A 24,153-nucleotide genomic window follows, 5' to 3' on the forward strand; every position below is an offset into this window, starting at 1 on the left:
ATTATCTAGTGGGATAGAGTAGTACATTTATATATAATTGTTAGCTCTCTGAAAAATAGTATATCAATTAAAAAATTTTAAGTCAAGAAAAATTAACACGCATTAATTTATTTTTTAATGTACATTAAAAAATATAAACCCAAAACTTTCGTAGTTAACTGGGATACATTATCAGCACATTCACACCATCAAAAATAGTAGCAATTAACTGGAATAACTACCAAAATCGCAAAAAGGGGTATGGACAGAATTTATGCCTTAATAAACATGCAAAAACAACCGCAATAATTTTCAACGGTTGTTTGTAACATATTTAATTTTTAACTCTCATTCTATTTTATCTCTTAAGAACCCGCACTTTCGTAGGCATCTAAGCCCTTGTCCCATAGTTTCAAAGAAATGACAAAGAAGACAAGGGAAATCAACATCAAACCACCGATGTTAAAGAGCCCGTCTTTGTCCTGCAAGAAATAGCTGGCAGGATAGTAGGCCGTAAAGGCGAAAGGCACGATAAAGCTAATCAACCAACGAAGAAGCGAATTGTAAATAGAAATCGGATACTTGGCAAAATCATTAAACATATAGAAAATGTAAATCATGGCGCCTGACTGCTTGGTCCAAAAGGCGATACTGGCAGTCGCGATTTTCAAGGAAGTATAAATCAAGGTCGCAAAAGGAATGCAGACTAGGAAAAGCAAGAATTTGGGAAGAGTCCAAGCAATACTTGATACTGTTGTCCCTAGTAAAATGCCACCGACCAATAGTTCACCCAAGGCATCAATCTGAAAGGTCTCGACTAGGATATGGAAGAGAGGATTGATAGGACGAGTTAGATACTTGTCAAACTCTCCCTTTCGGACTAAGCGTTGTCCCAGTGCCCAAAGATTATCAAAAAAGAGATGGTCCAGTCCCTTGGGAATTAAGGAAAATCCATAGATAAAGGCAATCTCTTGGAAGGTCCAGCCTTCTAAGGATGGAATGTGTTGAAAGATGACATTGAGAAACAAGAGGTTCAGGCCTTGAGTCAGAAAAACTCCAAGGACACCAACCACAAAATCAACCTTGTACTCCATGATTTGCTTGATGTATTGTCTGATAAAAATCAGATGCATGCGTTGATATTTTTTCATACTAACCTCCTTGAATAGTGATAAATGACTGGACTCGTTTCCAAATCAACTGAGACAAGCCCACCATCACTAAGAGCCAGAAAAACTGTAGCAAGATGGCCTGAAGAATCTTACTGGCATCATATTTCCCAACAATGATCATGACTGGCGTGTAGATCAAGGATGAAAAAGGCAAGAAGGAGAGGACATCTGAAACCACTTTGGGAAAGAAAGCCAAGGGAATCAAACTCCCAGACATAAAGGCCACTATGGAAGTCTTGAGTAGATTGGAACCCCATAGATTTTTAAACACAAAGGCTGAAAATCCAAAGCAGATATTAAAGAAAAAGTTAATCAGATAGGCCAGCGTCAAGCTAAAGAGATAAAGGACCGTTAAGCCTAGCACTTCTACAATCCCTTGCCCTGATAAAATTTTCATCAACACAATGACACTTAAAAATGGCAGTCCAACAGAGATAAAAATCAACCACTTAGAACCAAGCTCCGTAAAGAGGTAAGAGGCCGCAAAATGCACCGGTCTCAACAAGCGCATGATAATGGAGCCATCCTTGACCTCCTCTCCAATCATAAAGGAACTATCAGACCTAGTCAAAAGATTGGTCACAAAACTCATGATGATGTAGAGGGTAATATCCGCTATACTGAAGCCCTGAATCAAGGACTCCTGCGAGGAGTCAAAGACTGCCTTCCAGAGATAGAAAGCCACAAAAGCCCCCATGACATCGCCAATCCGATAGAGAATAAAGTTGACTCGATAGGTAATCAACTCCTGAACCCCTGCATTGATAAAGGGTTTATAACGTCTCCACAATTTGACCATCTTAGAGCTCCTTTCGGTAGAAGCGACGGATAATATCCTCAATATCCGTATCCATCATCTTCAAATCGCGGATCTCAAAATCAGACAAGGTTTGCTTGATAATATCAGCTGACTGGTAGCAGGAACTATCAAATTCAATATTAAGGCTATTCCCTTGTCTATCAATAGTCATATCAGGAAAGCCTTCATAGTGAGAAAGGAGATGACTTTGCCCTGGCACCAATTCAAAGGAAAGAGTCTTCATCTTGCCAAAGGTTTCCTTGAGTTGACTCACCGTTCCATCAAAAATCTCCTGCCCCTTGTCAATCATGAAAATCCGATCACAAAGTTGCTCAATATCACTCAAGTCATGAGTGGTCAAGAGGATGGTTGTTTCTTCCTCCTGATTAATCTGGGTAATGGCTCGACGAATGTTATCCTTGACAGAAACATCCAGACCAATAGTCGGCTCATCTAAAAAGAGAACCTTGGGATTGTGAAGCAAGGAAGCCGCAATGTCCGCCCGCATCCGTTGTCCCAGTGAAAGAGTTCGCACGGGGTCCTTGATAAATTCCTTCAAGTCCAAGACTTCATTCAAAAAATCCATGCGCTTCTGAAAAAGCGAATCTGGCACATCGTAAATCTCTTTCAAGACCGTATAGGTCTCTTGCAGAGCCAAATCCCACCATAGCTGGGTACGTTGTCCAAAGACAACCCCGATATCCTTAACATAATCTTGGCGATTATCTTGCGGAATCTTGCCGTTAATCCGACAAAAACCAGATGTCGGTTTTAAAATCCCTGTCAGCATCTTAATAGTTGTCGACTTCCCAGCACCATTAGCTCCAATAAAGCCTAAAATTTGGCCCTTTGGTACTTCGAAAGTCAAATCCTTGACCGCTTCAAAGGTCTGCTTTTCAGGATGAATAAAGGAGCGCAAAGCCCCCTTCAATCCCGGTTCTTTAACAGTCTTCACAAAATTTTTCTGAAGATGTTCCACTTCTATCATTGCCATATCTATCTCCCCTTAGTAAAAAATCAACAAACCGTGTCCTCTAAATACAAAAAGCCAATTTCTCATCTCCTAAAATCTGCCTTCTTTATCACATTAGAAGGCCTCAGTAACACTCTATTATAAAGTAATTAAGAAGGGAAAACAAGTGTTTTTTGTGGGATAGGAAAGAAAGCATAGAATATCCCAGTGATCGAATATCTTGAAAACGACTAGATTCACTCTCCGCTGCTTCATCGGAACTTTTTTACATTTCCAAAATGTAATACAACAATGGTATCCAATTGATCCCCTATTTCTTTAAAGGGAAGATTTAAGTCCAAAGTCCGAACACTGATTTGGTTGCCGTGCATTTGATAAACATTGTCTGGTTGAAGCACTTCATCTGTCTTTGCGTACAGCAACATGCCCGATACTTTGCTACCATTTTTTTGACTTTGATATTCTCTATTTTTGACATAGGTAAAAATCTGATACAGATTATTTGAGTGAAGAGAATACTTTCTAAAATTCATCTGTGTTGTACTTTTATAGTATTTAGCATCAATAATCAAGATAGAATTCTCTTTTTGAAGCTGAATATCACTTTGCATGATAGGGAGCATCTCACCGATACCATCGTCTAACGCCCACGGTATCTGTGCTGCATTCGCATTTAATTCTGGATAATGTTTTTTATAATACTCAAGGATAAATTTTTCGTACAATCGGTTCATTCGTTGTTCATCTAAGAAACTCATCATCTTCATGTTACCATCTGATGTCGTTTGCAATAAACCTTTTACCACTAAATAGCAAATGGCAATCATCATTCTATAAGATTGATTGTTTCTATTGTATTGCAGATTCCAGTTAACAGTTTCCAAATCAATCGGTTCAACATCACGGAAAAAAACCATCAATTTCCGCAATTCTTTCTTCCTATCCTTGGAAATATCTGCTTTCAACAGAAGATTGACCGTTGATTTTATAATACGGTTCATCCTATTATTTACTGAAAACTCTTCATAAGTACAAAATATTTTCTTCCCAAGAGTACTTTGATTTTTGATTGACTCTGTAATCTCAATTTTTCCCCTTAATGTAGAGAGTTCTTCCATTTTGGAAAGATATTCCTTTCCCAAGCCCCTCTTAAGCTGTATGGCAATTCCTTTAGCCAAGATAGCACTCATCAAATCAGCCGTATGACAGAATTCCTCTGTAGCAAGTTTCTGATACCCCTGCCCCCTAAGAACCTTAAATGTATAAGTCAGCATGTAATAAACATTCTTTATCGGTATCACTTAATCGCACTCCTTAGATTGCTACTCCATTCTCTAACTAAGCTAGGTTCATCAAACCAATACTCCTTTAAAAGAGGTATCAGTTCATACTCTACAATACTCGAAAGAACTTGTTGGTCGATACTATTCGGTATTAGATTACAAAAATAACTATGGCCTATGCAAAAACCCTCTCCTAAACTTTCATCAGAAGCGATGATTTCATTTAGATGCTTCACAGTATTTATTAATGCATCAAATTTTTCATTCTTCAAGTGTGATTGATATTCTTTGAAGCCATCCGAATCAAATCCTGATTTCAACTCAAAAAATGCAAATCTTCGTCTCAAGGCAAAATCTAGCATGGCTAAGCTACGATCGGCAGTATTCATCATACCAATAATGTATAAGTTCTCCGGAATTGAGAATTGTTCATCCGAATAAAGAAGCTGTAGATCTCTTCCTCGCTTATCCATTTCGATAAGCATAAACAATTCACCAAATATTTTGCTCAAATTTCCTCGATTAATTTCGTCAATGATAAAGAAATAATCATTGCTTTCATCGCCCTCAGCCTGTTTACAAAATTGATAGAAGGGACCTTTTCTTAGTTCAAAACCACTGGCAGAAGGTCTAAATCCCATAATAAAGTCTTCGTAAGAGTAACTTTGGTGAAACTGAACCATCTTTACCCTATCGATCGCTTTTTCACCCATCAGTGAGTAAGCTAGTCGATCAGCAATAAATGTTTTTCCAACACCCGGAGCCCCCTCCAATATGATGTTCTTCTTAAGGCGAAGAATCGTTGCCAATCGATCATAATCCTCTGCTGATACAAAAACTTCTTTTAGAAAATCTTCTCTAGCGTAGCTAGTATCTCCTTTTTCAAATTCTTTTGTGTCTTCCGATGCTAGATTTTATGTAGGTGCTGAACTCTCACTAACTTCTTTTTTCGCTTGTTCTTCTTTATTCACCTGTTCAGAATACTTCCAAGCTTCAAAAGACAATTCCTTGAAGTTTTTCAATTCAGATTGTGGACTATCTAAATAGTTTTTAAGTGAGTCAACAATAGAAAAATAGTCTGATGCTGAAATTTTCGAATGGATTCTTGGGAGTTTATAGACTAATTCTAGAGGTAATTTCCCGGATTCGTAAATATACCATCTATTTCGACTATCTAGATTCAGAAACGAATTTGGGGCAATCCAATATAATCCCATCGTAATTTTAGCATTGCCATTGTTTTTTCTATTGATGACTTTATCAAAATAACGTGAGAAATGATCCTTATTTTCAGATGTTGAATTTTCAGAATAGGCCAATGCAGTTACAAAAAGCTCCCACAAATCATCAATATCACTAACCCCTCTATCTGCATAAAAAAGATAGTAGGTTGCATTCTGTGTGTTAAGAACAGGAATACTGTCGAATGAAGTTGGAACATCATGAGACAATTCAAATAATTCTGCAATAGCAGTCAAAATTTTAATCCGATTTTCATCTTTCAACCCTTTATTGAATAGACCAAAAATTGTAAAAGGGTCAATATCCATGATATTGTTGTCCTTATCCAAGGTTGGCATTGAAATGCCCGTCATTTGATAAATTGCCTTAACCTTTTGAATGAGCTCTGCCCTTTTCTCTTTATAGCTCACAAGTTTAAACGCAAATTCTTTATAAAAATCTACCCAATCAAATTGTCCTGCTTGTCTCATCTTAAACCTCACATCCCACATCTCTAGTAATTTTTGATGTACTAAATTTTATTGTTAATTAATATTATAGCACGAAAACCTTTCCAATACGATGCAACATTGCTATACATATACGATAAAAATTTCACTATCTTTAATCAACTTCAACAGTACACAAAAAGGTGACCTTTGTCGCCTCAAATGATTCCTTCTGATACTTTGAAATTCAATAATGAATCTATTCGATTCACTTTTTTATCCTTCATTATGAAGTTTCATTTCAATCTCCTTTGTAGATATGTCGTGAGGAAGAGGAAATATCTTCGTGTAGTCCTCATCACAAAAGAGAACCTTCTGATCTGATGGAAACCATTCCCGAAGCCAGAGGATATAGGCGGCATAATCTTGTAACCGATTTTTTGAATCAAAGTAGTTTATAACGAAGACATCATTTTTTCGATTCAAAGCACCCTCAACTGAGACCTCGGGACTTTGGTAATCCCATAAAAGACGATAGGCTTTTTCATGATCGTTTTCTTCCCTTATAATCACACCTGAATACCTATCTCTCAGCGAAGCACAAAATGCTTGGATATCAAATTCTGCATTTTCATAACCATCTAAAAAGATAAAATCTGCTGAACTCATGACTCTCCTCCTCTCTTTGAAAGCCTGATATTATTTTATCATAAATTAAAAAATTTCTTAGAATCAAATTAAATTCCACCTCCTAAACTTGAAAAATAATTTATTTCCACCACACAAAAAACCCACCCTCATGGGCAGGTTTCTGATTTGTATTGTTCAGCTAGATTAAGCTTTACCTTCTGAACCGAATACGTCGATACGTTCTTCAACTGATGCTTGGATAGCTTTTACACCGTCAGCCAAGAATTTACGTGGGTCGAAGAGTTTCTTCTTGTCGTATTCTGCTTCGTTTGCTTCGTAGTCACGAGCAAATTTACGAGTTGCGTTAGCGAATGCGATTTGGCATTCAGTGTTAACGTTAACTTTCGCAACACCAAGTTTGATAGCTGCTTGGATTTGGTCATCAGGAATACCTGATCCACCGTGCAATACGATTGGGAATCCTGGTACAGCTTCAGTCAATTTTTGCAAGTGGTCAAGGTGAAGACCTTTCCAGTTTGCAGGGTATGGACCGTGGATGTTACCGATACCAGCTGCCAAGAAGTCGATACCAGTTGCAACCATTGCTTTAGCATCTTCGATTGGAGCCAATTCACCATCACCGATGATTCCGTCTTCTTCACCACCGATAGTTCCAACTTCAGCTTCTACTGATACACCATTTGCGTGAGCAAATTCTACAACTTTACGAGCTTTTTCAAGGTTTTCTTCAACTGGAAGGTGTGAACCGTCAAACATAACTGAAGTATAACCAACTTGAATACACTCAAGTGCATCTTCGTAGTGACCGTGGTCAAGGTGGATAGCTACTGGTACAGTGATACCCATTGACTCAACAAGGTTAGCGATCAAGTTGCGAGCAACTTTGTAACCACCCATGTATTTAGCAGCACCCATTGAAGTTTGGATCAAAACTGGAGCTTTTTTAGCTTCTGCTGCACGCAAGATAGCTTGAGTCCACTCAAGGTTGTTTGTGTTAAATCCACCAACTGCATAACCGTTGTCACGAGCTGCTTGGACAAATTTTTCTGCTGAAACGATTGCCATTTGTCAGGCCTCCTATATATTTTTTGGGACATCCCATTTACATTGTTCATTTTATCACTTTTTGACAAAAAAAGCTAGTTTTTCCCATACTTTAGATTGAATTTCTTCCAATCTAATCAATATAAACCCTTTTTTCTCCTTAGCTCTGAGTGACTTTGGGATAACGTATAAAGAAGGTCAAGCGATCGCCCTGCATCTCAAAATGATAAGGTAATTTCTCATGTTCTAATAAACTTTTGACCACAAAGAGTCCCATCCCTGAACCCTTGGCCTTGCGACTAGCATTTTCAGAAAAAGACTGGACCAGCTTTTCTTGTTCTTCAGGACTACAGCTATTCTCAATAAAGAGTTCCCCTTCTCTCTCCCCTATGCGAACCAAGCCACCTGGAGTGGAGTGCTTGATAGCATTGCTGATGAGATTCGATAGAATCAGTTTCATGACAGATGGGTTTATGTAAGCCTGCTGATGGGTTAGGCTAATGTCTACCTGAAGTTCTCTCTCCTTGGCTAGCAAAGCATAATCCTTAACTAGACTTTGCGTCATCTGAAGGAGGTCAACCTCTTCTTTCTCGTCTCGCAATTCCTGCACAGAAGAAAGAGACAATATCTGGAGAACATGGTGACTGAGGTCATCCACAATCCCCAAGGCAACTCCAAGATAGTGGTCTCTATCCTTATAACGACCGATATTTTCTTTCATATTTTCGATTAGGATTTTCAAACTAGCCAGAGGAGTTTTCAATTCATGAGAAGCCCCTCGTAGAAATTCGACCTTCATCTTTTCAAGCTGGAGAATAGCTTCATTCTTCTCATGCAAGTCCGCAATAACTGTCAAAAGGTGCTGGTAGAGGCTATTGATTTGTTCCTTGAGATCACCTATCTCATCCTTAGAATCCACGCGCAATCGCACTTGGGCATCCAAATCCATCATCCGACGGGTCACCCGCTTGATTTCCAAAATCGGGGCAACAATGGTCCGAGCATAGATGTAGGCCACCAAGAGGGAAATCAGAAAGGATGCCAGTAAGGTATAGGGGAGAAATTGGAGACTAATCTGCTCTGCTTCCTTTTGCAAATCCATAGAAGCTAGAAACTGAAGAGTCATAGTTCCACCATCTTGCGTTTTTACCTCGCGTTCTTCAATGAAGAGTGAAGTTGTCTGACGAGCTGTATCTAGTGGAAAATTATCCTTAACTTCTAACTTGTCCTCAGTCATCTCACCCTTAACAGCCCCCTTGATCTCACTGGTCTGGGAATACAAGTCTAAGACTTGCTCGATACTTTGCCTATCCTTTCCGTCCAGGGACTGGGAAATGGCTGTCGCTTTCTGGCCAATGGTTTCCTGACGATGACTCAGATAAGTTGACGGAAAGAGAAAATAAATAGCTAAATGAAGACAAATCACCAGAACACTAAAAATGGAGAAGGTATAGATAAATATCTTTGTAAACAAACCTGTTCGTTTCATTTTCGCTCCAATTTATAACCAACATTGCGCACAGTGAGGATACAATCCAAGTCTAGCTTTTTCCGTAATTCCTTGATATAGACATCAATGACACGGTCAAAGGGAACCTCATCTGTCACCTTCCAGACGGCATCAATTATCTGAGAACGAGTCAAGGCCCGGCCTTCATTTTTTACCAGATAGTCCAGAATTTCCAACTCCTTGGCATTAATGGCTACTTCTTGACCTGCTAGGCTTGCACTGTAGCTCTCAAAATCCACCTTGGTATCCTTATAGGAGAAGATTCGTCCCGTATCGTAGTAGCGCTTGAAAATCGCATCTACTCTCACTTTTAAAAGGGAGAGGGAGAAGGGTTTTTCCAGATAGCCATCTGCTAGCGAAGCAAAGGCACTCATCTTGTATTCTTCATCCTGAAAAGCGGTTAGCATCAAGACAGGAACCTGACTGCTTTTACGAATCTCAGCTAGGACTTCGAGGCCATTAAGCTTGGGCATCTGGATATCCAGCAGTACTAGAGCAACTTCATAGCTGGAAAATTTTTCCAGAGCTTCCTGACCGTCTGCTGCCTCAATGGTTTCATAACCACAATCCGTCAAATAGTCACTGATCCCCTCACGGATCATCTCTTCATCCTCTACAATCAAAATTTTCATAGAAAAAACGTTTCACATTCCTTTAAATTTCTTGTTAATCTTTCTATTTTGCCTTGATAAGACCTCTTCCTATCAAGGCAAAATAGATAAAAATGCTACCTATATTATACCCCATTTAGGGGAGAATAGGTAGCAAGTTTTTTATTCGCTATCGAGCAAGAGTTCTTTTGGTTGTTTTCTAAGGAGATTGCTTGAAGCAAGCGCCATAACGAGAACGACTAGAACTAAAGCAAGAACAAAGACGATGATAAAGTCTGATGTCTGAATGGAAATGTCTAAGCTCGACAAGGTCTTGCTAAAGCCATCTACTTCTGCACCACCACCAAGGTTAGAAGCTTGAGCTGCCTTGCTGGCTTGCTTGGCAACACCTGAAGTAACATTGGCTAGGACAGTGTTTCCGATTGCACGAGCTGTATAGTTGGCTAGGAAGTAAGCAGAAACGAGAGCAGGGATAGCAATCAAGATTGATTCTGTGATAAATTGCCCCAAGATACTTGCCTGCTTGAGACCGATAGAGAGGAGAATTCCCACTTCCTTGCGACGGGCATTGATCCAAAGGCTGAGCAAGAGAGCAAGGAGAAGAACTGAGAAACTCAAGCTACCCCAGAAGAGGAGGTTGGCCATCTTGTACATACCAGAAATGGATTGCTCTAAAGCTGGGTAGTTAGAGGAGCTCTTCACAAGTGTGTAGCTCTTCCAGTTGATACCACTGATACCATTCAACTCTTTCATGACGTCATCCAAGTTCTTGTCTGCTGTTACAAAGAAGGTTGCGTCCCCATAAATAGCTGTGTCTTCTGTATAACCATATAGTTTAGCAGCCGTATGGATGTCTGTGATAGCTGTATTTTCGTAGAGTTCTTGTGAGTAGGTTACTGCTGACTTATTGTGACCATCAAAGAGTCCCTTGATTGTCACTTCGACTGTTTCCTTGGCACCTTTTTCATTGTCTGCATCGTAGACATTGGAATCCAGTTTAACCTTGTCCCCTACTTTCCAGCCGTGTTTGGCTGCCAAGTCCTTGTGCATGAGAATCTTGTCCTTGTCGTCGTTGGTTAAGTGCTCTCCTTCGACCAGCTTATATGATCCAGAGACAAACTTATCTTCTTTAGAGGAGTCATTGACACCTGTAATCATCAAACTGCTGCCAAACCGTTTGGCACGGTCTGCAGTGAGATTTTTCTTGGTTTCTGGCGTTTCAATCAGGTCGTATCCAGTCAAATCTCCGATAGCGTTGATGCGTTTAACATAAGACTCGATGGCCTTGTTTTCAGTGATCTTTTTGATATCCTCACCCTTGATATTCCCAGCACCACGAGGCGTTCCTTGATTGACGCGACGATTGATTTGCATGGAGAAGCTGTTGGTGATATTTTTAAAGGTCTCCTGAGAAGCCTTGGCAGTAGCTCCCTTGATCGACAAGCCGACCAAACTCAAGCTCGCCATGAGGAGAATAATCAGGAAGATAACAATCGATTTGAAAAACTTCCTTGTAACATAAGCAAATGCGTTGTGTAACATAGGTTCCCTTTCTAGATTTGATTTCATAATTCTGTCAAAACAAGCTCATATTATTTAGTAGTATTGCGAGTTTCAGTCAGTTTCTTATTCTTCAATTCAAGTGTAATATCTGACGCTTGCGCCACTTCTTTACTGTGCGTAACGACGATCACACATTTACCTGTTTTCTCAGCAAGTGACTTGAGCAGTTCGATAATATCTCCAGCAGTTTTAGGGTCCAGATTTCCTGTTGGCTCATCAGCTAGAATAACTGGAGCTTCTGATACCAAACTGCGAGCAATAGCAACACGTTGCTGTTGACCACCTGATAACTGGAGAACGTTCCGCTTGATCTGACTTTCATCCAAACCAAGTTCAAGAAGAGTATCCTTGCTGGCTTTTTTGTTGACCAAGCGGATATTTTCCAGTGGAGAAAGATAATCTATCAAGTTATAATTTTGAAAGACTAGAGAAATATGGTGCATGCGATGGTAAGAATATCCCTTATTCCGAATGTCCTCTCCTTGGAAAAGGATAGAACCTTCAACAGGACTATCTAGACCAGCAAGCAGGGACAAGAGAGTGGATTTTCCTGCTCCTGACTCACCAATGATACTATAAAACTTTCCGGGTTCAAAATTATACTTGATCTGATATAAAACTGCCTCAGCAGTGTTCTTATAACGGTAGGTAACATCTTGCAATTGTAATAAAGTCATGATTTCTCCTTCTTAACTAATAGATGATAAAATTTCCTTAGGTGATTTTCTAAATAAGAATAGGAAACAAAGAGCTACGGACAAGCAACCAATCAAGAGCAGAAAGACATAGGATTCTGCAAAGGATAGGAGACTGGTTGATAGACTGCTTGCTTTAGCTAGTGTGTCTTGTAAGGTTGCCTGATCTCCACTTGCTAGTACAGTTTGTAGCAGATAGGATGTAATGGCTTTCCCAGCAATAAAGGATGGAAGCAAAGCTCCAAGAGATACCAACACCACCTCTAAACAGAACTGTAGGAAGATTGAGCTCTTGCCTTTTCCAAGTGCCAGTAAAATCCCTACTTCGTAGACCCTTTCTCTCAACCAGAGAGACAAGACCAAAATTAAGGCTCCAGCTCCAGCTATCAACATCCCATAAAGGAAGATAGTTAGGAAGGTTTGGAAGGTTGCAACTGAGTCTTTGATCTGTTCAAAGGCCTTGTTTTCCTTTTCGACTTGATAGCCTTGATTTTCCAAAGCCAAGTTTTCCACCTGCTTCATGAGTCCGTCCATTTCCTTAGGATTTTCTACATAGAAGCGCGCTGCACTAACTTGAGGTTCACTATTTCCCAAAAGGGTTTGGCTACTTTCATAGTCTGTAAAGACTTGGTTTTCACTGAAGTCAGAAGACAAGCCTGTAAATTTCTCTTGTTTTTTACCAGAAAAGATGCCGACAATTTCAAACTCAACTGTTTGCCCTTTCCCAGCTTCGGATTGACCAGCATCCAAGCGAATCTTGTCATGAAGCGAAAGACCGTTCTTCTTAGCCAACTCTTCGTGAATAAGGATTTTCTTAGAATCTCCTTTTTGAAGATGTCGCCCTTCTTTTAGATTGAAAGCCGAACTGGTAAAGGTGACATCCTTGGATGAATCTTCAAGAGCCGTTAAGCTAACCAAGTTCTTGTCCGCGGCTGACAAATCATCACGTTCTACGCTCTGCTCGCCACTCACCGCTTCCTTGTCTTTCAGTTTTGCTACCGTCTCAAGTTCAGGAGAGACATTTTCCAGTCCCTTAATCTTGCTAACTGATGCTAGGTCCGATAACTTGAAGGTCTGTCCATTTTCTATCTTTTTGATAGAAAAAGAGGTATTGAGTGATTTGTAAAGATTGCTTTCTACTGTTTTGTTGGACTTCATCAGAGTCAAACAGGCTGAAATTCCTGCTAAAAGAACAAATAAAATCAGAAATAAAATAAAACTTCTCAGTCGTTTTCTGCTGACATAAGCCCAAGCTCTTTGGATTGGATTCATTTGTCACCTCCATATTTGTAAGTCTATTATAAAATCCAAATATGAAATGTTTATGAAATCAAAAAAAATTTTGATTTATTTTTTGAAAAAATGAAGAAAGCTAGCGACCACTAACTTTTTTTCTTATATAAACAAATAACTTACTAATCAAAAATCCACTCCATTCTATATATGATGGGCATCATCTTTCAGCTAAGTATTTTTCAATTTCTTCGACTTTTAATTTCCTGACTTGTGTTTGAGGAAATTCTTGATAGGATGAAATGGAAAACTCAGTTTAAATGTTATGATACAATGACTGTTCTTGATGCCAATATTTTTCGATATACGAAACGTGGTCTGTAGTCTTCTTTGAAAAAACAAAAAGAGCTAGCCAAAGCTAACTCTTACCTTATGCGGAGAGAGGGACTTGAACCCTCACGACCTAAAGCGGTCACAGGATCCTTAGTCCTGCGCGTCTGCCAATTCCGCCATCCCCGCGTCGATTACTTTACTAGTATATCAACTTTCAAAATCTTTGTCAACACTTTTTTCAGATTTTTTTCATTTTTCCAAGGGAATCATTCTTTAATTTCAGACAGATTTTCATCTAGCAATTTAGCTCCCAGAGTGTTCTTAAAATGTCCAAGAGCAAACTGATGATTTTCTGGCCAGATAGAGGCAACCGCAGGTTTGACAACTTCAATATCATAACCTAAATTGTAGGCATCAATAGCCGTATGAAGGACACAAATATCGGTCAGAACCCCTGTCAAGATAACTGTAGTAACCCGACGTTCTCGCAGGCGAATATCGAGGTCCGTTCCTGAAAATGCTGAATAGTGCCGCTTATCCATCCAAAAGACGCGACTATCCGACTCATGCTCAGCATAGAAATCAGCTAGGGGGCCATAGAGGTTACGGCCACTAGTCCCAATGATGTTGTGGGGTGGAAATAGTTTACTTTCCGGATGGAAGGTATCCTTCTCCTCATGAGCATCAATAGTGAAGAAGACGTAGTCTCCTCGATCAAAAGCCAGTCTGGTTACCTGATTGATTGCCTCTGATATTGCTTGAGCAGGTGCTCCAGCAGTTAGCTTTCCATGGTCTGCTACGAAATCCTCTGTATAGTCGATCGAGATTAAAGCCTTTGCCATTAGTAGTCCCTCTTTTTCACTTCCTCAAAGATATCTGAAATCAATACCTTGAGATAGGTTCCCTTCATTCCTAGTGAACGGCTTTCAATAATTCCTGCCGACTCTAGCTTACGGAGAGCATTGACGATTACTGAGCGCGTGATACCGATACGATCTGCAATGACAGATGCAGTTAATTGTCCTTCATTTCCATCCAACTCAGCTAGAATTGCTGAAACGGCACGAAGTTCTGAATAGGAAAGGGTATTAACTGCCATGGTTACAGCAGTACGACGGCGAATATTTTTCTCATCTTCTTCACGTTGGAAGTTCAAGAGTTGAATCCCTACCACCGTGCTTGCAATCTCAACAAGAATCAAATCCTCATCTTCAAATTTCTTATCATTGCGCCAAATAATCAAGGAGCCTAGACGAATCCCTGATACATGAATCGGAGCAATAGTCGTCAAGCCATCTGGAAAATCAGAGCGACTTTCGACTGGGAAGATACTCAAATCATGATCTACAGTAAGATTAGCTTCTGTATCGTAAATCATATTTGCCCCTTGCACATAGTCCTCTGGGAAAATCTTAGTTTGGAAAAACTGCTCTACTCGATCTGTATTTGTCTTGTAACGCATGAAATAGCCCAAGAGACGTCCCTTACTATTCACAATACAAGCGTTACAATCAATAATATCTGCTAACTGGCGTGTAATCGCATTGTAGGGAAGTTCATCCTGCATTTGCTCTTCAGAGCGTTTTAAAATTGATGTAATTTTTCTTGTTTTTTCTAATAAATGTGCCATTTTTTACCTCGCATATAATCGCTTCCATTATAACATAGAAAAGTCTTTATTTCAATAATTATCTGAAAATTGCTTATTTAATTGCAATTTTGAACAGCAAAAATATTTTAGAAAAATAGGATTTTTGTGTTGACAGCAAAAATAAATTTTGTTATTATAACATTATAAGAAGATGACATGATAAATCCCTTTCCGTTTCACCTATCCTTTACTATCAACCATCTTCTTTTACCCTTGGTCTCCTTATATATAAAAGCGATCCACACTGTGAATCGCTTTTTCCTATTTGTCTCCCTTGTTACGAATAACAAAGCCAGTCTTCTTTTCGCTTGAGGTATTGTGAGGTTTTTTATTGTCTTTATTACGGTAACGTCTATCTTTATCAAAACGATCGTTTCCGCGGTTGCCTTTTTTGAAATCATCACGGCGACCACCACGACGGTTATCTCCTCGACGATTGTCGCGTCCACGATTACCTCCAGAACGTCCATTTCCTGACGGTTTGAACGGCAGTGGTTTTTCACGCGCAATCTCCACTTCAGGAAGGCTGTCTGGATCTTGGACTGTCAGACTCAAGATATACATAGCCAATTCTTCTGGACTAAATTCGGCAGCTAACTTACGAGCATCTTTAGCAAATTTCTCAAAGTTTCCACGAATGGCCTCGTCTGCGAAATCTCGTTCGATTTTTTTGAGAGCTACTTGTTTCTTAGCTTGGAAGGCTTCTTCTGCTGTCGCTGGTTTCAAGCCTTTCATGCGTTTCTTAGTCAAGTTTTCGATGATTTGGAGATAGCCCATTTCATTTGGCGCTACGAAAGTAATAGACTGACCTGACTTACCAGCACGACCTGTACGACCGATACGGTGAACATAACTTTCAGGATCTTGTGGAATATCGTAGTTGTAGACATGGGTCACACCTGAGATATCCAAACCACGTGCTGCCACGTCAGTCGCAACTAGAACATCAAGATTCCCATTTTTAAAATCACGAAGGACACGAAGACGTTTATTTTGGTCCAAATCACCATGAATCCCTTCAGCACGGAAGCCACGAATTTTAAGTCCACGAGTCAATTCATCTACACGGCGTTTGGTACGACCAAATACGATAGCAAGTTCTAGTTGTTCCACATCCATGAGACGTGTCATAGTATCAAATTTCTCTTGTTCCTTGACACGGATATAGTACTGATCAACCAGCTCTGTTGTCAATTCCTTGGCAGCAATCTTCACATGCTCAGGCTCTTTCATAAACTGAACACCGATACGTTTGATAGCATCTGGCATCGTTGCTGAAAAGAGTAAGGTTTGACGACTTTCAGGAACACGAGAGATAATAGCTTCGATGTCTTCTAGGAAGCCCATGTTGAGCATTTCGTCTGCTTCATCAAGGATGAGGGTTTCAATATCGTGCAATTTCAAGGCCTTGCGTTTGATCAAGTCCAAGAGGCGACCTGGTGTTCCTACAACGATATGGGCACCCGATTTAAGGGCTTTAATTTGTTTTTCAATGCTTGAACCACCGTAAACTGAGCGAACTTTCACCCCCTTGCTACGACCAAAGCGGAAGAGTTCTTCTTGACTTTGAACAGCGAGTTCACGAGTTGGAGCGATGACCAAGGCTTGAATAGTCGCTTCTTCCGTACGGATTTTTTCAAGGGTTGGCAAGCCAAAGGCCGCGGTTTTCCCTGTACCAGTCTGGGCTTGACCGATAACGTCTTTTCCCTCAAAAGCCAATGGAATGGTCTGTTCTTGGATGGGACTTGCTTCTACAAATCCAGCTTTTTCAATCTCTGCTAGCAAATCAGCAGACAAGTTAAATTCATTAAATTTCACGTTTTTCTTCTTTCTAAAGATGGTGCGAAGCCATCCTATAGCGCTTAGTATATACTTTTCTTTTCATGATGTATCTTTTTAAAAACGAGATACCGTGTTGCTTCTTTTCCACGAAAGAAAAGTACGAGTTTCTTTGCAACCTATCTAGTATAACACAAGAGCGAGGCAAAAGATAGTAGAATCTTTAAGGAAAATCATGTAAACGATTTTTCTATTTTTTGAACTTGATTCCCGAAAGCTTTCGTTAGACTATTTTAGTCCAATATTTTTTCCCGTAGCAGATTTGTGCAAAAGTTTTTTTCTTGTGCTAGAATTAAATCAAATAGGAGGATTTAAAAATGTTAACATACGATTTAATTGTCATTGGATTTGGTAAAGCCGGTAAGACTTTGGCTGCTAAGATGAATGCGGCTGGAAAAAAAGTTGCTGTCATCGAGCGCAGTAAAGCGATGTATGGTGGTACTTGCATTAATATTGCTTGTATCCCAACCAAGACTATGATTGTAGCGGCTGAAAAGGGCTGGTCATTTGACGATACCATGAAAGAGCGTGGTGCGGTGACTGGTCGTCTTAACGCTAAAAATTATAAAATGTTGGCCGATAATGGCGTTGATGTCATTGATGCAGAGGCACATTTCGTGTCAAATAAGGTGATCGTGATCCAGGCTGGTGACGAAAAACAAGAAATGACTGCTGAAACAATCGTCATCAACACTGGCGCTGTTTCAAACGTCTTGCCAATTCCTGGACTTGCTACAAGTAAAAATGTCTTTGACTCAACAGGTATCCAAAACTTGGACAAATTGCCTGAAAAACTTGGAGTCCTTGGTGGTGGAAACATTGGTCTTGAATTTGCTGGACTCTACAACAAACTTGGTAGCAAAGTCACAGTCCTAGATGCCTTGGATACATTCCTTCCTCGTGCAGAACCTTCCATCGCAGCTCTTGCTAAACAATACATGGAAGAAGACGGTATTGAATTGCTTCAAAACATCCATACTACTGAAATCAAAAACGACGGTGATCAAGTCCTCGTCGTAACTGAAAAGGAAACTTACCGTTTCGATGCCCTTCTCTACGCAACTGGACGTAAACCGAATGTAGAACCACTTCAACTTGAAAATACAGATATTGAACTAACGGAGCGTGGTGCTATCAAGGTCGACAAACACTGCCAAACAAACGTTCCTGGTGTCTTTGCAGTTGGAGACGTCAATGGTGGACTTCAATTCACCTACATTTCACTTGATGACTTCCGTGTTGTCTACAGCTACCTTGCTGGAGATGGCAGCTACACACTTGAAGACCGTCTCAATGTACCAAACACCATGTTCATCACACCAGCTCTTTCTCAAGTTGGCTTGACGGAAAGCCAAGCAGCTGATTTGAGACTTCCATACGCAGTGAAGGAAATCCCTGTTGCTGCCATGACTCGTGGTCACGTAAACGGAGACCTTCGCGGAGCCTTCAAAGCTATTGTCAATACTGAAACAAAAGAAATTCTCGGAGCAAGCATCTTCTCAGAAGGTTCTCAAGAAATCATCAACATCATCACTGTTGCAATGGACAACAAGATTCCTTACACTTACTTCACAAAACAAATCTTCACTCACCCAACCTTGGCTGAGAACTTGAATGACTTGTTTGCGATTTAAGTTGAGACTTCTTCGTATCTCACAGCCCTCTTTGGGCTGTTTTTGTTTCTGCGAAATCTCAAATCTGTCTTTTCTTTCTTTTATGATATAATAGAAACATGAAACTAAAAACTACTTTGGGCCTTCTAGCTGGGCGTTCTTCTCACTTCATTTTGAGCCGTCTTGGCCGTGGAAGTACGCTCCCAGGAAAACTTGCCCTTCAATTTGATAAAGATATTTTACAAAATCTAGCTAAGAACTACGAGATTGTCGTGGTCACTGGAACTAATGGAAAAACCTTAACAACTGCCCTCACTGTCGGCATTTTAAAAGAGATCTATGGTCAGGTTCTGACCAATCCTAGTGGCGCCAACATGATAACAGGGATTACGACAACCTTCTTGACGGCCAAATCCTCTAAAACTGGGAAAAACATTGCCGTTCTAGAAATTGACGAGGCCAGTCTATCTCGTATCTGTGACTACATCCATCCTAGCCTTTTTGTCATCACTAATATTTTCCGTGACCAGATGGACCGCTATGGTGAAATTTACACGACTTATAACATGATTTTGGATGCCATCCGTAAGGTGCCTACGGCCACTGTTCTCCTTAATGGTGACAGTCCACTTTTCTATAAGCCAGCTATTCCAAATCCTGTACACTATTTTGGTTTTGACTTGGAAAAAGGGCCAGCCCAACTGGCTCACTACAATACTGAAGGAATCCTCTGTCCTGACTGCCACGGCATCCTCAAATACGAGCACAATACCTATGCCAACTTGGGTGCCTATATCTGTGAAAATTGTGGTTGCAAACGTCCTGACTTGGACTACCGTCTGACAGAATTGGTTGAGTTGACCAACAATCGCTCCCGCTTTGTCATTGACGGACAAGAATACGGCATCCAAATCGGTGGACTCTATAATATCTACAATGCCCTTGCTGCGGTTGCTATCGCCCGTTTCCTCGGGGCTGATTCACAACTCATCAAGCAAGGATTTGACAAGAGCCGTGCTGTCTTTGGACGCCAGGAAACCTTCCATATCGGCGACAAGGAATGTACTCTCGTCTTGATTAAGAATCCAGTCGGTGCAACTCAAGCTATCGAGATGATCAAACTAGCTCCTTATCCATTTAGCCTATCTGTCCTCCTCAACGCCAACTATGCAGACGGAATAGACACTAGCTGGATCTGGGATGCGGACTTTGAACAAATCACTGATATGGATATCCCTGAAATCAATGCTGGTGGTGTTCGTCATTCTGAAATCGCACGCCGTCTACGAGTGACAGGCTACCCAGCTGATAAAATCACTGAGACAAGCAATCTGGAGCAAGTTCTCAAAACCATTGAGAACCAAGACTGCAAGCATGCCTATATCCTGGCTACCTATACTGCTATGCTAGAATTCCGCGAACTGCTGGCTAGTCGTCAGATTGTTAGAAAGGAGATGAACTGATGGTTTATACTTCACTTTCCTCAAAAGCTGGCAACTACCCTTATCAGCTCAACATCGCCCACCTCTATGGGAACCTCATGAATACCTACGGGGACAACGGCAATATCCTCATGCTCAAGTATGTTGCTGAAAAACTGGGGGCACATGTGACAGTTGATATCGTTTCTCTCCATGATGACTTTGATGAAAATCACTACGACATCGCCTTTTTCGGTGGAGGTCAAGACTTTGAACAAAGTATCATCGCTAGCGATCTGCCTGCTAAAAAAGAGAGCATTGACAACTACATCCAAAACGACGGAGTAGTTCTCGCTATCTGCGGTGGTTTCCAACTATTGGGGCAATATTATGTTGAAGCTTCAGGGAAACGCATCGAAGGGCTCGGTGTCATGGGCCATTATACCCTCAACCAGACCAATAACCGCTTTATCGGTGACATCAAGATTCACAACGAAGATTTCGATGAAACCTACTATGGATTTGAAAATCACCAGGGTCGTACCTTCCTCTCAGATGACCAAAAACCACTGGGATTGGTTGTCTATGGAAATGGAAACAACGAAGAAAAGGTCGGCGAAGGGGTCCACTATAAGAATGTCTTTGGTTCCTACTTCCACGGACCTATCCTCTCTCGCAATGCCAATCTAGCTTATCGCCTAGTCACTACTGCCCTCAAGAAGAAATACGGTCAAGATATCCAACTCCCTGCCTATGAGGACATCCTCAGCCAAGAAATCGCTGAAGAATACAGCGACGTGAAAAGCAAGGCAGACTTTTCTTAAAGAAATGAAAGCTATATCAAAGAACTCCACTATCTTTTCGGAGTTTTTTTTGCTTGTTCTTTTACCCTTCTCTCTTGCATTTTCTCTCTTTTTTTGCCAAAATAGAGGGGTAGAAAGAAGGTAGCATATGTCTAAATTACAACAAATCGTAACATATCTTGAATCAGAAAAACTAGACGTCGCTGTCGTATCTGACCCCGTCACTATCAATTACCTCACTGGCTTTTACAGTGATCCTCATGAACGCCAAATGTTCCTCTTTGTCCTAGCAAATCAGGAACCGCTTCTCTTCGTTCCAGCCCTTGAAGTAGAGCGTGCAACCAGCACTGTTTCCTTCCCAGTTGTGGGCTATGTGGACTCTGAAAACCCATGGAAGAAAATCCAAAATGCCTTGCCACATCTTGATTTCAAACGTGTAGCAGTTGAGTTTGACAATCTCATCTTGACCAAATACCATGGTTTGAAAACAGTTTTTGAAACTGCTGAGTTTGAAAACCTCACTCCTCGTATCCAACGCATGCGCCTCATCAAATCAGCTGATGAAGTGCAAAAAATGATGGTTGCAGGTCTCTATGCTGATAAAGCTGTAAAAGTTGGTTTTGACAATATCTCTCTTGATAAAACAGAGACAGATATCATCGCCCAAATCGACTTCGCCTTAAAACGTAAAGGCTATGAAATGAGTTTTGATACCATGGTCTTGACTGGTGACAATGCTGCAAATCCACACGGAATTCCTGGTGCAAACAAGGTCGAAAAAGACGCCCTTCTCCTCTTTGACCTCGGTGTTATGGTCAATGGCTACGCATCAGATATGACTCGTACAGTCGCTGTTGGCAAACCAGACCAATTCAAGAAAGATATTTACAACTTGACCCTTGAAGCCCAACAAGCTGCTCTTGATTTTATCAAACCTGGTGTGACTGCTCATGAAGTAGACCGCGCTGCCCGTGAAGTCATCGAAAAAGCTGGTTATGGTGAGTACTTCAACCACCGTCTCGGTCACGGTATCGGTATGGATGTTCACGAATTCCCATCTATCATGGAAGGAAACGACATGGTCATCGAAGAAGGCATGTGCTTCTCAGTTGAACCAGGTATCTATATCCCTGCTAAAGTCGGTGTTCGTATTGAAGACTGTGGTGTTGTCACCAAGGATGGATTTGACCTCTTTACAAGCACCAGCAAAGATTTGCTTTATTTTAATTAAATCTAGACAAGCAAAAAGTCAGCTATTGAAGCTGACTTTTTTATTTTATCTTCTTGACGCTCTGAAAGACTACAAACCCTACAACCATACCCACGATATTTTGCAGGAAGTTTGGTAGGATTTCTGGTAGGGCTGCCGCCCAGCCATTCATCAAAGTTGAACCCAAGGCATAGCCCCCTACCATGACAATCGTTGCCAAGATAAGTCCTAACCACTGAGATCTCCCTTTGAATCCTGCGAAAAATCCCTGCAAGCCATGGTTGATCAAGCTAAAGAACATCCACTGAGGGTAGCCTGATAAGAGGTCAATCAAGAAACCTGCTAGACCTCCAACGACAGCCCCCTCTTTACTGCCAAAGTAAAAGGCGGTAAAGAAAATACCGGCATCCAAGAGAGTCAGCATTCCTGTTGGAGTTGCTATTTTCAAGTAATAACCTAGAACCACAGAAAGGGCGGTTAAGAGGGATACAAGGGCGATTTTAGTTGTTTTGGTTTGCTTCATATTGTCTTACTCCATATTGATCTGCTTGTGCAATAGCACGGTAAACGAAAGCTTTAGAACTCTCTACTGCTGGTAAAAGTTCATCCCCTTTAACCAAGTGACTGGCAATGCTTGAGGCAAAGGTACAACCTGCACCAGCATTTTGGCCTTGGATGACGGGATTTTCTAGGACAGTAAAACTTTGTCCGTCATAAAAGACATCTACTGCCTTGTCCTGACTGAGACGATTGCCTCCCTTGATAACGACCGCTGACGCTCCTAAGTCATGCAATTTTTGTGCTGCTCTTTTCATGTCTTCCAAGGTTTTAATCTCCTGACCTGCTAGCAATTCTGCTTCAGGAAGATTTGGCGTAATCACGCTAACATGAGAAAAAAAACGAATCAACTCTTGACAGAGTTGGCTGACTGCTACATCATGGGTCTCCTTGCAGACCAAGACGGGATCCAATACCACAGGCACTCCTGGCCGCTGCTTGATAAAGTCCAAGGCCTTCTCAGCCACACTGACAGTAGGAAGAAGGCCAATCTTAATCCCCGCAAACTCCACATCACGCAAGCTATCTAATTCATGTTGAAAAATGGCATCGTCAGTTGGAAAGACTTCAAAGCCCTTTTCGGTCAAGGCCGTCAAACAAGTCACTGCTACAAAGCCATGCAGACCGTTCAAGGTATAGGTAGCCAAATCAGCTGACAGACCACCACCACTAAAAATATCATTCCCAGAAAGTGCTAAAATACGATTATTCTTCATATCGAATCTCCTTCAAATACAAGCCATTTGGTGCCGCAGTGGGACCAGCAAGTTGCCTATCTTTCTTCTCCAAAATCAAGTCAATCTGCTCAACTGGCATGCGATTATTTCCGATTTTGAGCAGCGTCCCCACCATATTGCGAATCTGCTTATACAAGAAACCATTTCCTGAAAAGGTAAAGGTTAAAAACTGCCCTGTTTCATCGACTGTTAAACTCGCTTCTGTGATAGTGCGAACCTTGTCCTCCACACTAGTCCCAGAGGCTGTAAAACCAGTGAAATCGTGGGTTCCCTCTAGCTTTTTGATTGCCATCTGCATGCGTTCCACATCGAGGGGATAGGGAAAGTGAGTAGCATAGTGACGGCGCATCGGATTTTTGGGGCGCCCTCTATCCACGATAAACTCATAGGACTTGCTATGTTTTGCATAACGGCAATGAAAATCATCCGCCACAAGTTCCATCGAGATTACATCGATATCTTCAGGAGATTGGGTATCCAGGGCAAAACGAAGTTTTTCCTCATCCATCTGATAGGGCAGATCAAAATGAATGACCTGACCAAGAGCATGAACCCCACTATCAGTCCTACCAGCACCGTGAACAGTGATGGCTTGCCCCTTATTCAGTCTCGTTAAGGTTTTTTCGATTTCCTCTTGAACGCTCCGCGCATGAGGCTGGCGCTGAAAACCGGCAAAGGCAAAACCATCATAAGAAATAGTTGCTTTATATCTTGTCATAACTTCTATTTTATCAGGAAATAAAAGTGTAAACAAGTTTAAAAACCAATAATTGTCTGGGTACAAATTCCAAAAAGAAAAACTTAG

Annotated in this window: 21 protein-coding genes, 1 tRNA gene and 1 pseudogene; 4 read left to right on the plus strand and 19 right to left on the minus strand. The window is 40.9% G+C overall.

Features of this window, described 5'->3' with window-relative positions; translation table 11 throughout:
* Positions 1 to 344 precede the first annotated feature (344 nt).
* The 16 genes and pseudogenes from ADI74_RS02920 to ADI74_RS02995 all read right to left on the minus strand — a co-directional run bounded on the left by ADI74_RS02920 (position 345) and on the right by ADI74_RS02995 (position 16,985).
* Positions 345 to 1,130, minus strand: a complete 786-nt coding sequence (locus ADI74_RS02920; RefSeq protein ID WP_000760737.1) for an ABC transporter permease — start codon at positions 1,128 to 1,130, stop codon at positions 345 to 347.
* A gap of 1 nt (position 1,131) precedes the next feature.
* Positions 1,132 to 1,950 (minus strand): ABC transporter permease, encoded by an 819-nt coding sequence (locus ADI74_RS02925; protein ID WP_049536918.1) that lies wholly within the window; start codon positions 1,948 to 1,950, stop codon positions 1,132 to 1,134.
* Position 1,951: 1 nt separating this feature from the next.
* Positions 1,952 to 2,944 carry an ABC transporter ATP-binding protein gene (locus ADI74_RS02930; RefSeq protein WP_049536919.1) on the minus strand — a complete coding sequence of 331 codons (993 nt, stop codon included), beginning with the start codon at positions 2,942 to 2,944 and terminating at the stop codon, positions 1,952 to 1,954.
* A gap of 230 nt (positions 2,945 to 3,174) precedes the next feature.
* Positions 3,175 to 4,224 (minus strand): 5-methylcytosine-specific restriction endonuclease system specificity protein McrC, encoded by a 1,050-nt coding sequence (mcrC, locus tag ADI74_RS02935; protein WP_049536920.1) that lies wholly within the window; start codon positions 4,222 to 4,224, stop codon positions 3,175 to 3,177.
* A pseudogene (locus tag ADI74_RS02940) lies at positions 4,221 to 5,918 on the minus strand (AAA family ATPase). Before ADI74_RS02940 ends, mcrC begins: the two are co-directional and overlap by 4 nt.
* Before the next feature lie 234 nt (positions 5,919 to 6,152).
* Complete coding sequence (locus tag ADI74_RS02945) at positions 6,153 to 6,545, minus strand: hypothetical protein (RefSeq protein WP_049536921.1); 393 nt, start codon at positions 6,543 to 6,545, stop codon at positions 6,153 to 6,155.
* 165 nt (positions 6,546 to 6,710) lie between these two features.
* Entirely contained in the window at positions 6,711 to 7,592 is an 882-nt protein-coding gene (locus ADI74_RS02950; RefSeq protein WP_001019005.1) for a class II fructose-bisphosphate aldolase, read from the minus strand.
* A 139-nt stretch (positions 7,593 to 7,731) separates the two neighbouring features.
* Entirely contained in the window at positions 7,732 to 9,060 is a 1,329-nt protein-coding gene (gene vncS / locus ADI74_RS02955; protein ID WP_049536922.1) for a sensor histidine kinase VncS, read from the minus strand.
* Positions 9,057 to 9,713 carry a response regulator transcription factor VncR gene (gene vncR / locus ADI74_RS02960; RefSeq protein ID WP_049536923.1) on the minus strand — a complete coding sequence of 219 codons (657 nt, stop codon included), beginning with the start codon at positions 9,711 to 9,713 and terminating at the stop codon, positions 9,057 to 9,059. Before vncR ends, vncS begins: the two co-directional genes overlap by 4 nt.
* 141 nt (positions 9,714 to 9,854) lie before the next feature.
* Entirely contained in the window at positions 9,855 to 11,234 is a 1,380-nt protein-coding gene (gene vex3, locus ADI74_RS02965) for an ABC transporter permease subunit Vex3 (RefSeq protein WP_000902989.1), read from the minus strand.
* 50 nt (positions 11,235 to 11,284) lie between these two features.
* Entirely contained in the window at positions 11,285 to 11,932 is a 648-nt protein-coding gene (vex2, locus tag ADI74_RS02970; protein ID WP_000173736.1) for an ABC transporter ATP-binding subunit Vex2, read from the minus strand.
* A 12-nt stretch (positions 11,933 to 11,944) separates the two neighbouring features.
* Positions 11,945 to 13,222: an ABC transporter permease gene (locus tag ADI74_RS02975; protein ID WP_049536925.1), complete on the minus strand. Its 1,278-nt coding sequence runs from the start codon at positions 13,220 to 13,222 to the stop codon at positions 11,945 to 11,947.
* 394 nt (positions 13,223 to 13,616) lie between these two features.
* Positions 13,617 to 13,702, minus strand: a tRNA-Leu gene (locus ADI74_RS02980).
* A gap of 80 nt (positions 13,703 to 13,782) precedes the next feature.
* A complete protein-coding gene (locus ADI74_RS02985; RefSeq protein WP_049536927.1) occupies positions 13,783 to 14,358 on the minus strand; it encodes a cysteine hydrolase family protein in 576 nt (191 codons plus the stop codon).
* Positions 14,358 to 15,146 carry a GTP-sensing pleiotropic transcriptional regulator CodY gene (gene codY, locus ADI74_RS02990; protein ID WP_049536930.1) on the minus strand — a complete coding sequence of 263 codons (789 nt, stop codon included), beginning with the start codon at positions 15,144 to 15,146 and terminating at the stop codon, positions 14,358 to 14,360. The genes ADI74_RS02985 and codY overlap by 1 nt, the downstream gene beginning before the upstream one ends.
* A 282-nt stretch (positions 15,147 to 15,428) precedes the next feature.
* Positions 15,429 to 16,985, minus strand: a complete 1,557-nt coding sequence (locus ADI74_RS02995; RefSeq protein WP_049536932.1) for a DEAD/DEAH box helicase — start codon at positions 16,983 to 16,985, stop codon at positions 15,429 to 15,431.
* A gap of 338 nt (positions 16,986 to 17,323) precedes the next feature.
* Between ADI74_RS02995 and ADI74_RS03000 the strand changes: the two genes are divergently transcribed.
* From ADI74_RS03000 to ADI74_RS03015, 4 genes are all read left to right on the plus strand, one after another.
* Complete coding sequence (locus tag ADI74_RS03000) at positions 17,324 to 18,640, plus strand: FAD-containing oxidoreductase (protein WP_049536933.1); 1,317 nt, start codon at positions 17,324 to 17,326, stop codon at positions 18,638 to 18,640.
* A gap of 98 nt (positions 18,641 to 18,738) precedes the next feature.
* Positions 18,739 to 20,082, plus strand: coding sequence for a lipid II isoglutaminyl synthase subunit MurT (gene murT / locus ADI74_RS03005; RefSeq protein WP_049536934.1), 1,344 nt, complete (start codon positions 18,739 to 18,741; stop codon positions 20,080 to 20,082).
* A complete protein-coding gene (gatD, locus tag ADI74_RS03010; RefSeq protein WP_049536935.1) occupies positions 20,082 to 20,864 on the plus strand; it encodes a lipid II isoglutaminyl synthase subunit GatD in 783 nt (260 codons plus the stop codon). The genes murT and gatD overlap by 1 nt, the downstream gene beginning before the upstream one ends.
* A 127-nt stretch (positions 20,865 to 20,991) precedes the next feature.
* Entirely contained in the window at positions 20,992 to 22,074 is a 1,083-nt protein-coding gene (locus tag ADI74_RS03015) for a M24 family metallopeptidase (RefSeq protein WP_049536937.1), read from the plus strand.
* A gap of 40 nt (positions 22,075 to 22,114) precedes the next feature.
* Here ADI74_RS03015 and ADI74_RS03020 read toward each other — a convergent pair whose 3' ends face one another.
* The 3 genes from ADI74_RS03020 to truA are packed head-to-tail and all read right to left on the minus strand — an operon-like array spanning position 22,115 to position 24,066.
* A complete protein-coding gene (locus ADI74_RS03020) occupies positions 22,115 to 22,576 on the minus strand; it encodes an ECF transporter S component (protein ID WP_049536939.1) in 462 nt (153 codons plus the stop codon).
* A complete protein-coding gene (locus tag ADI74_RS03025) occupies positions 22,554 to 23,327 on the minus strand; it encodes a bifunctional hydroxymethylpyrimidine kinase/phosphomethylpyrimidine kinase (protein ID WP_049536941.1) in 774 nt (257 codons plus the stop codon). Before ADI74_RS03025 ends, ADI74_RS03020 begins: the two co-directional genes overlap by 23 nt.
* Positions 23,317 to 24,066 (minus strand): tRNA pseudouridine(38-40) synthase TruA, encoded by a 750-nt coding sequence (gene truA, locus ADI74_RS03030; RefSeq protein ID WP_049536942.1) that lies wholly within the window; start codon positions 24,064 to 24,066, stop codon positions 23,317 to 23,319. The genes ADI74_RS03025 and truA overlap by 11 nt, the downstream gene beginning before the upstream one ends.
* Positions 24,067 to 24,153: the final 87 nt, after the last annotated feature.

It is taken from the genome of Streptococcus pseudopneumoniae (genome assembly GCF_001074565.1).
Taxonomy (GTDB): Bacteria; Bacillota; Bacilli; order Lactobacillales; family Streptococcaceae; genus Streptococcus; species Streptococcus pseudopneumoniae_J.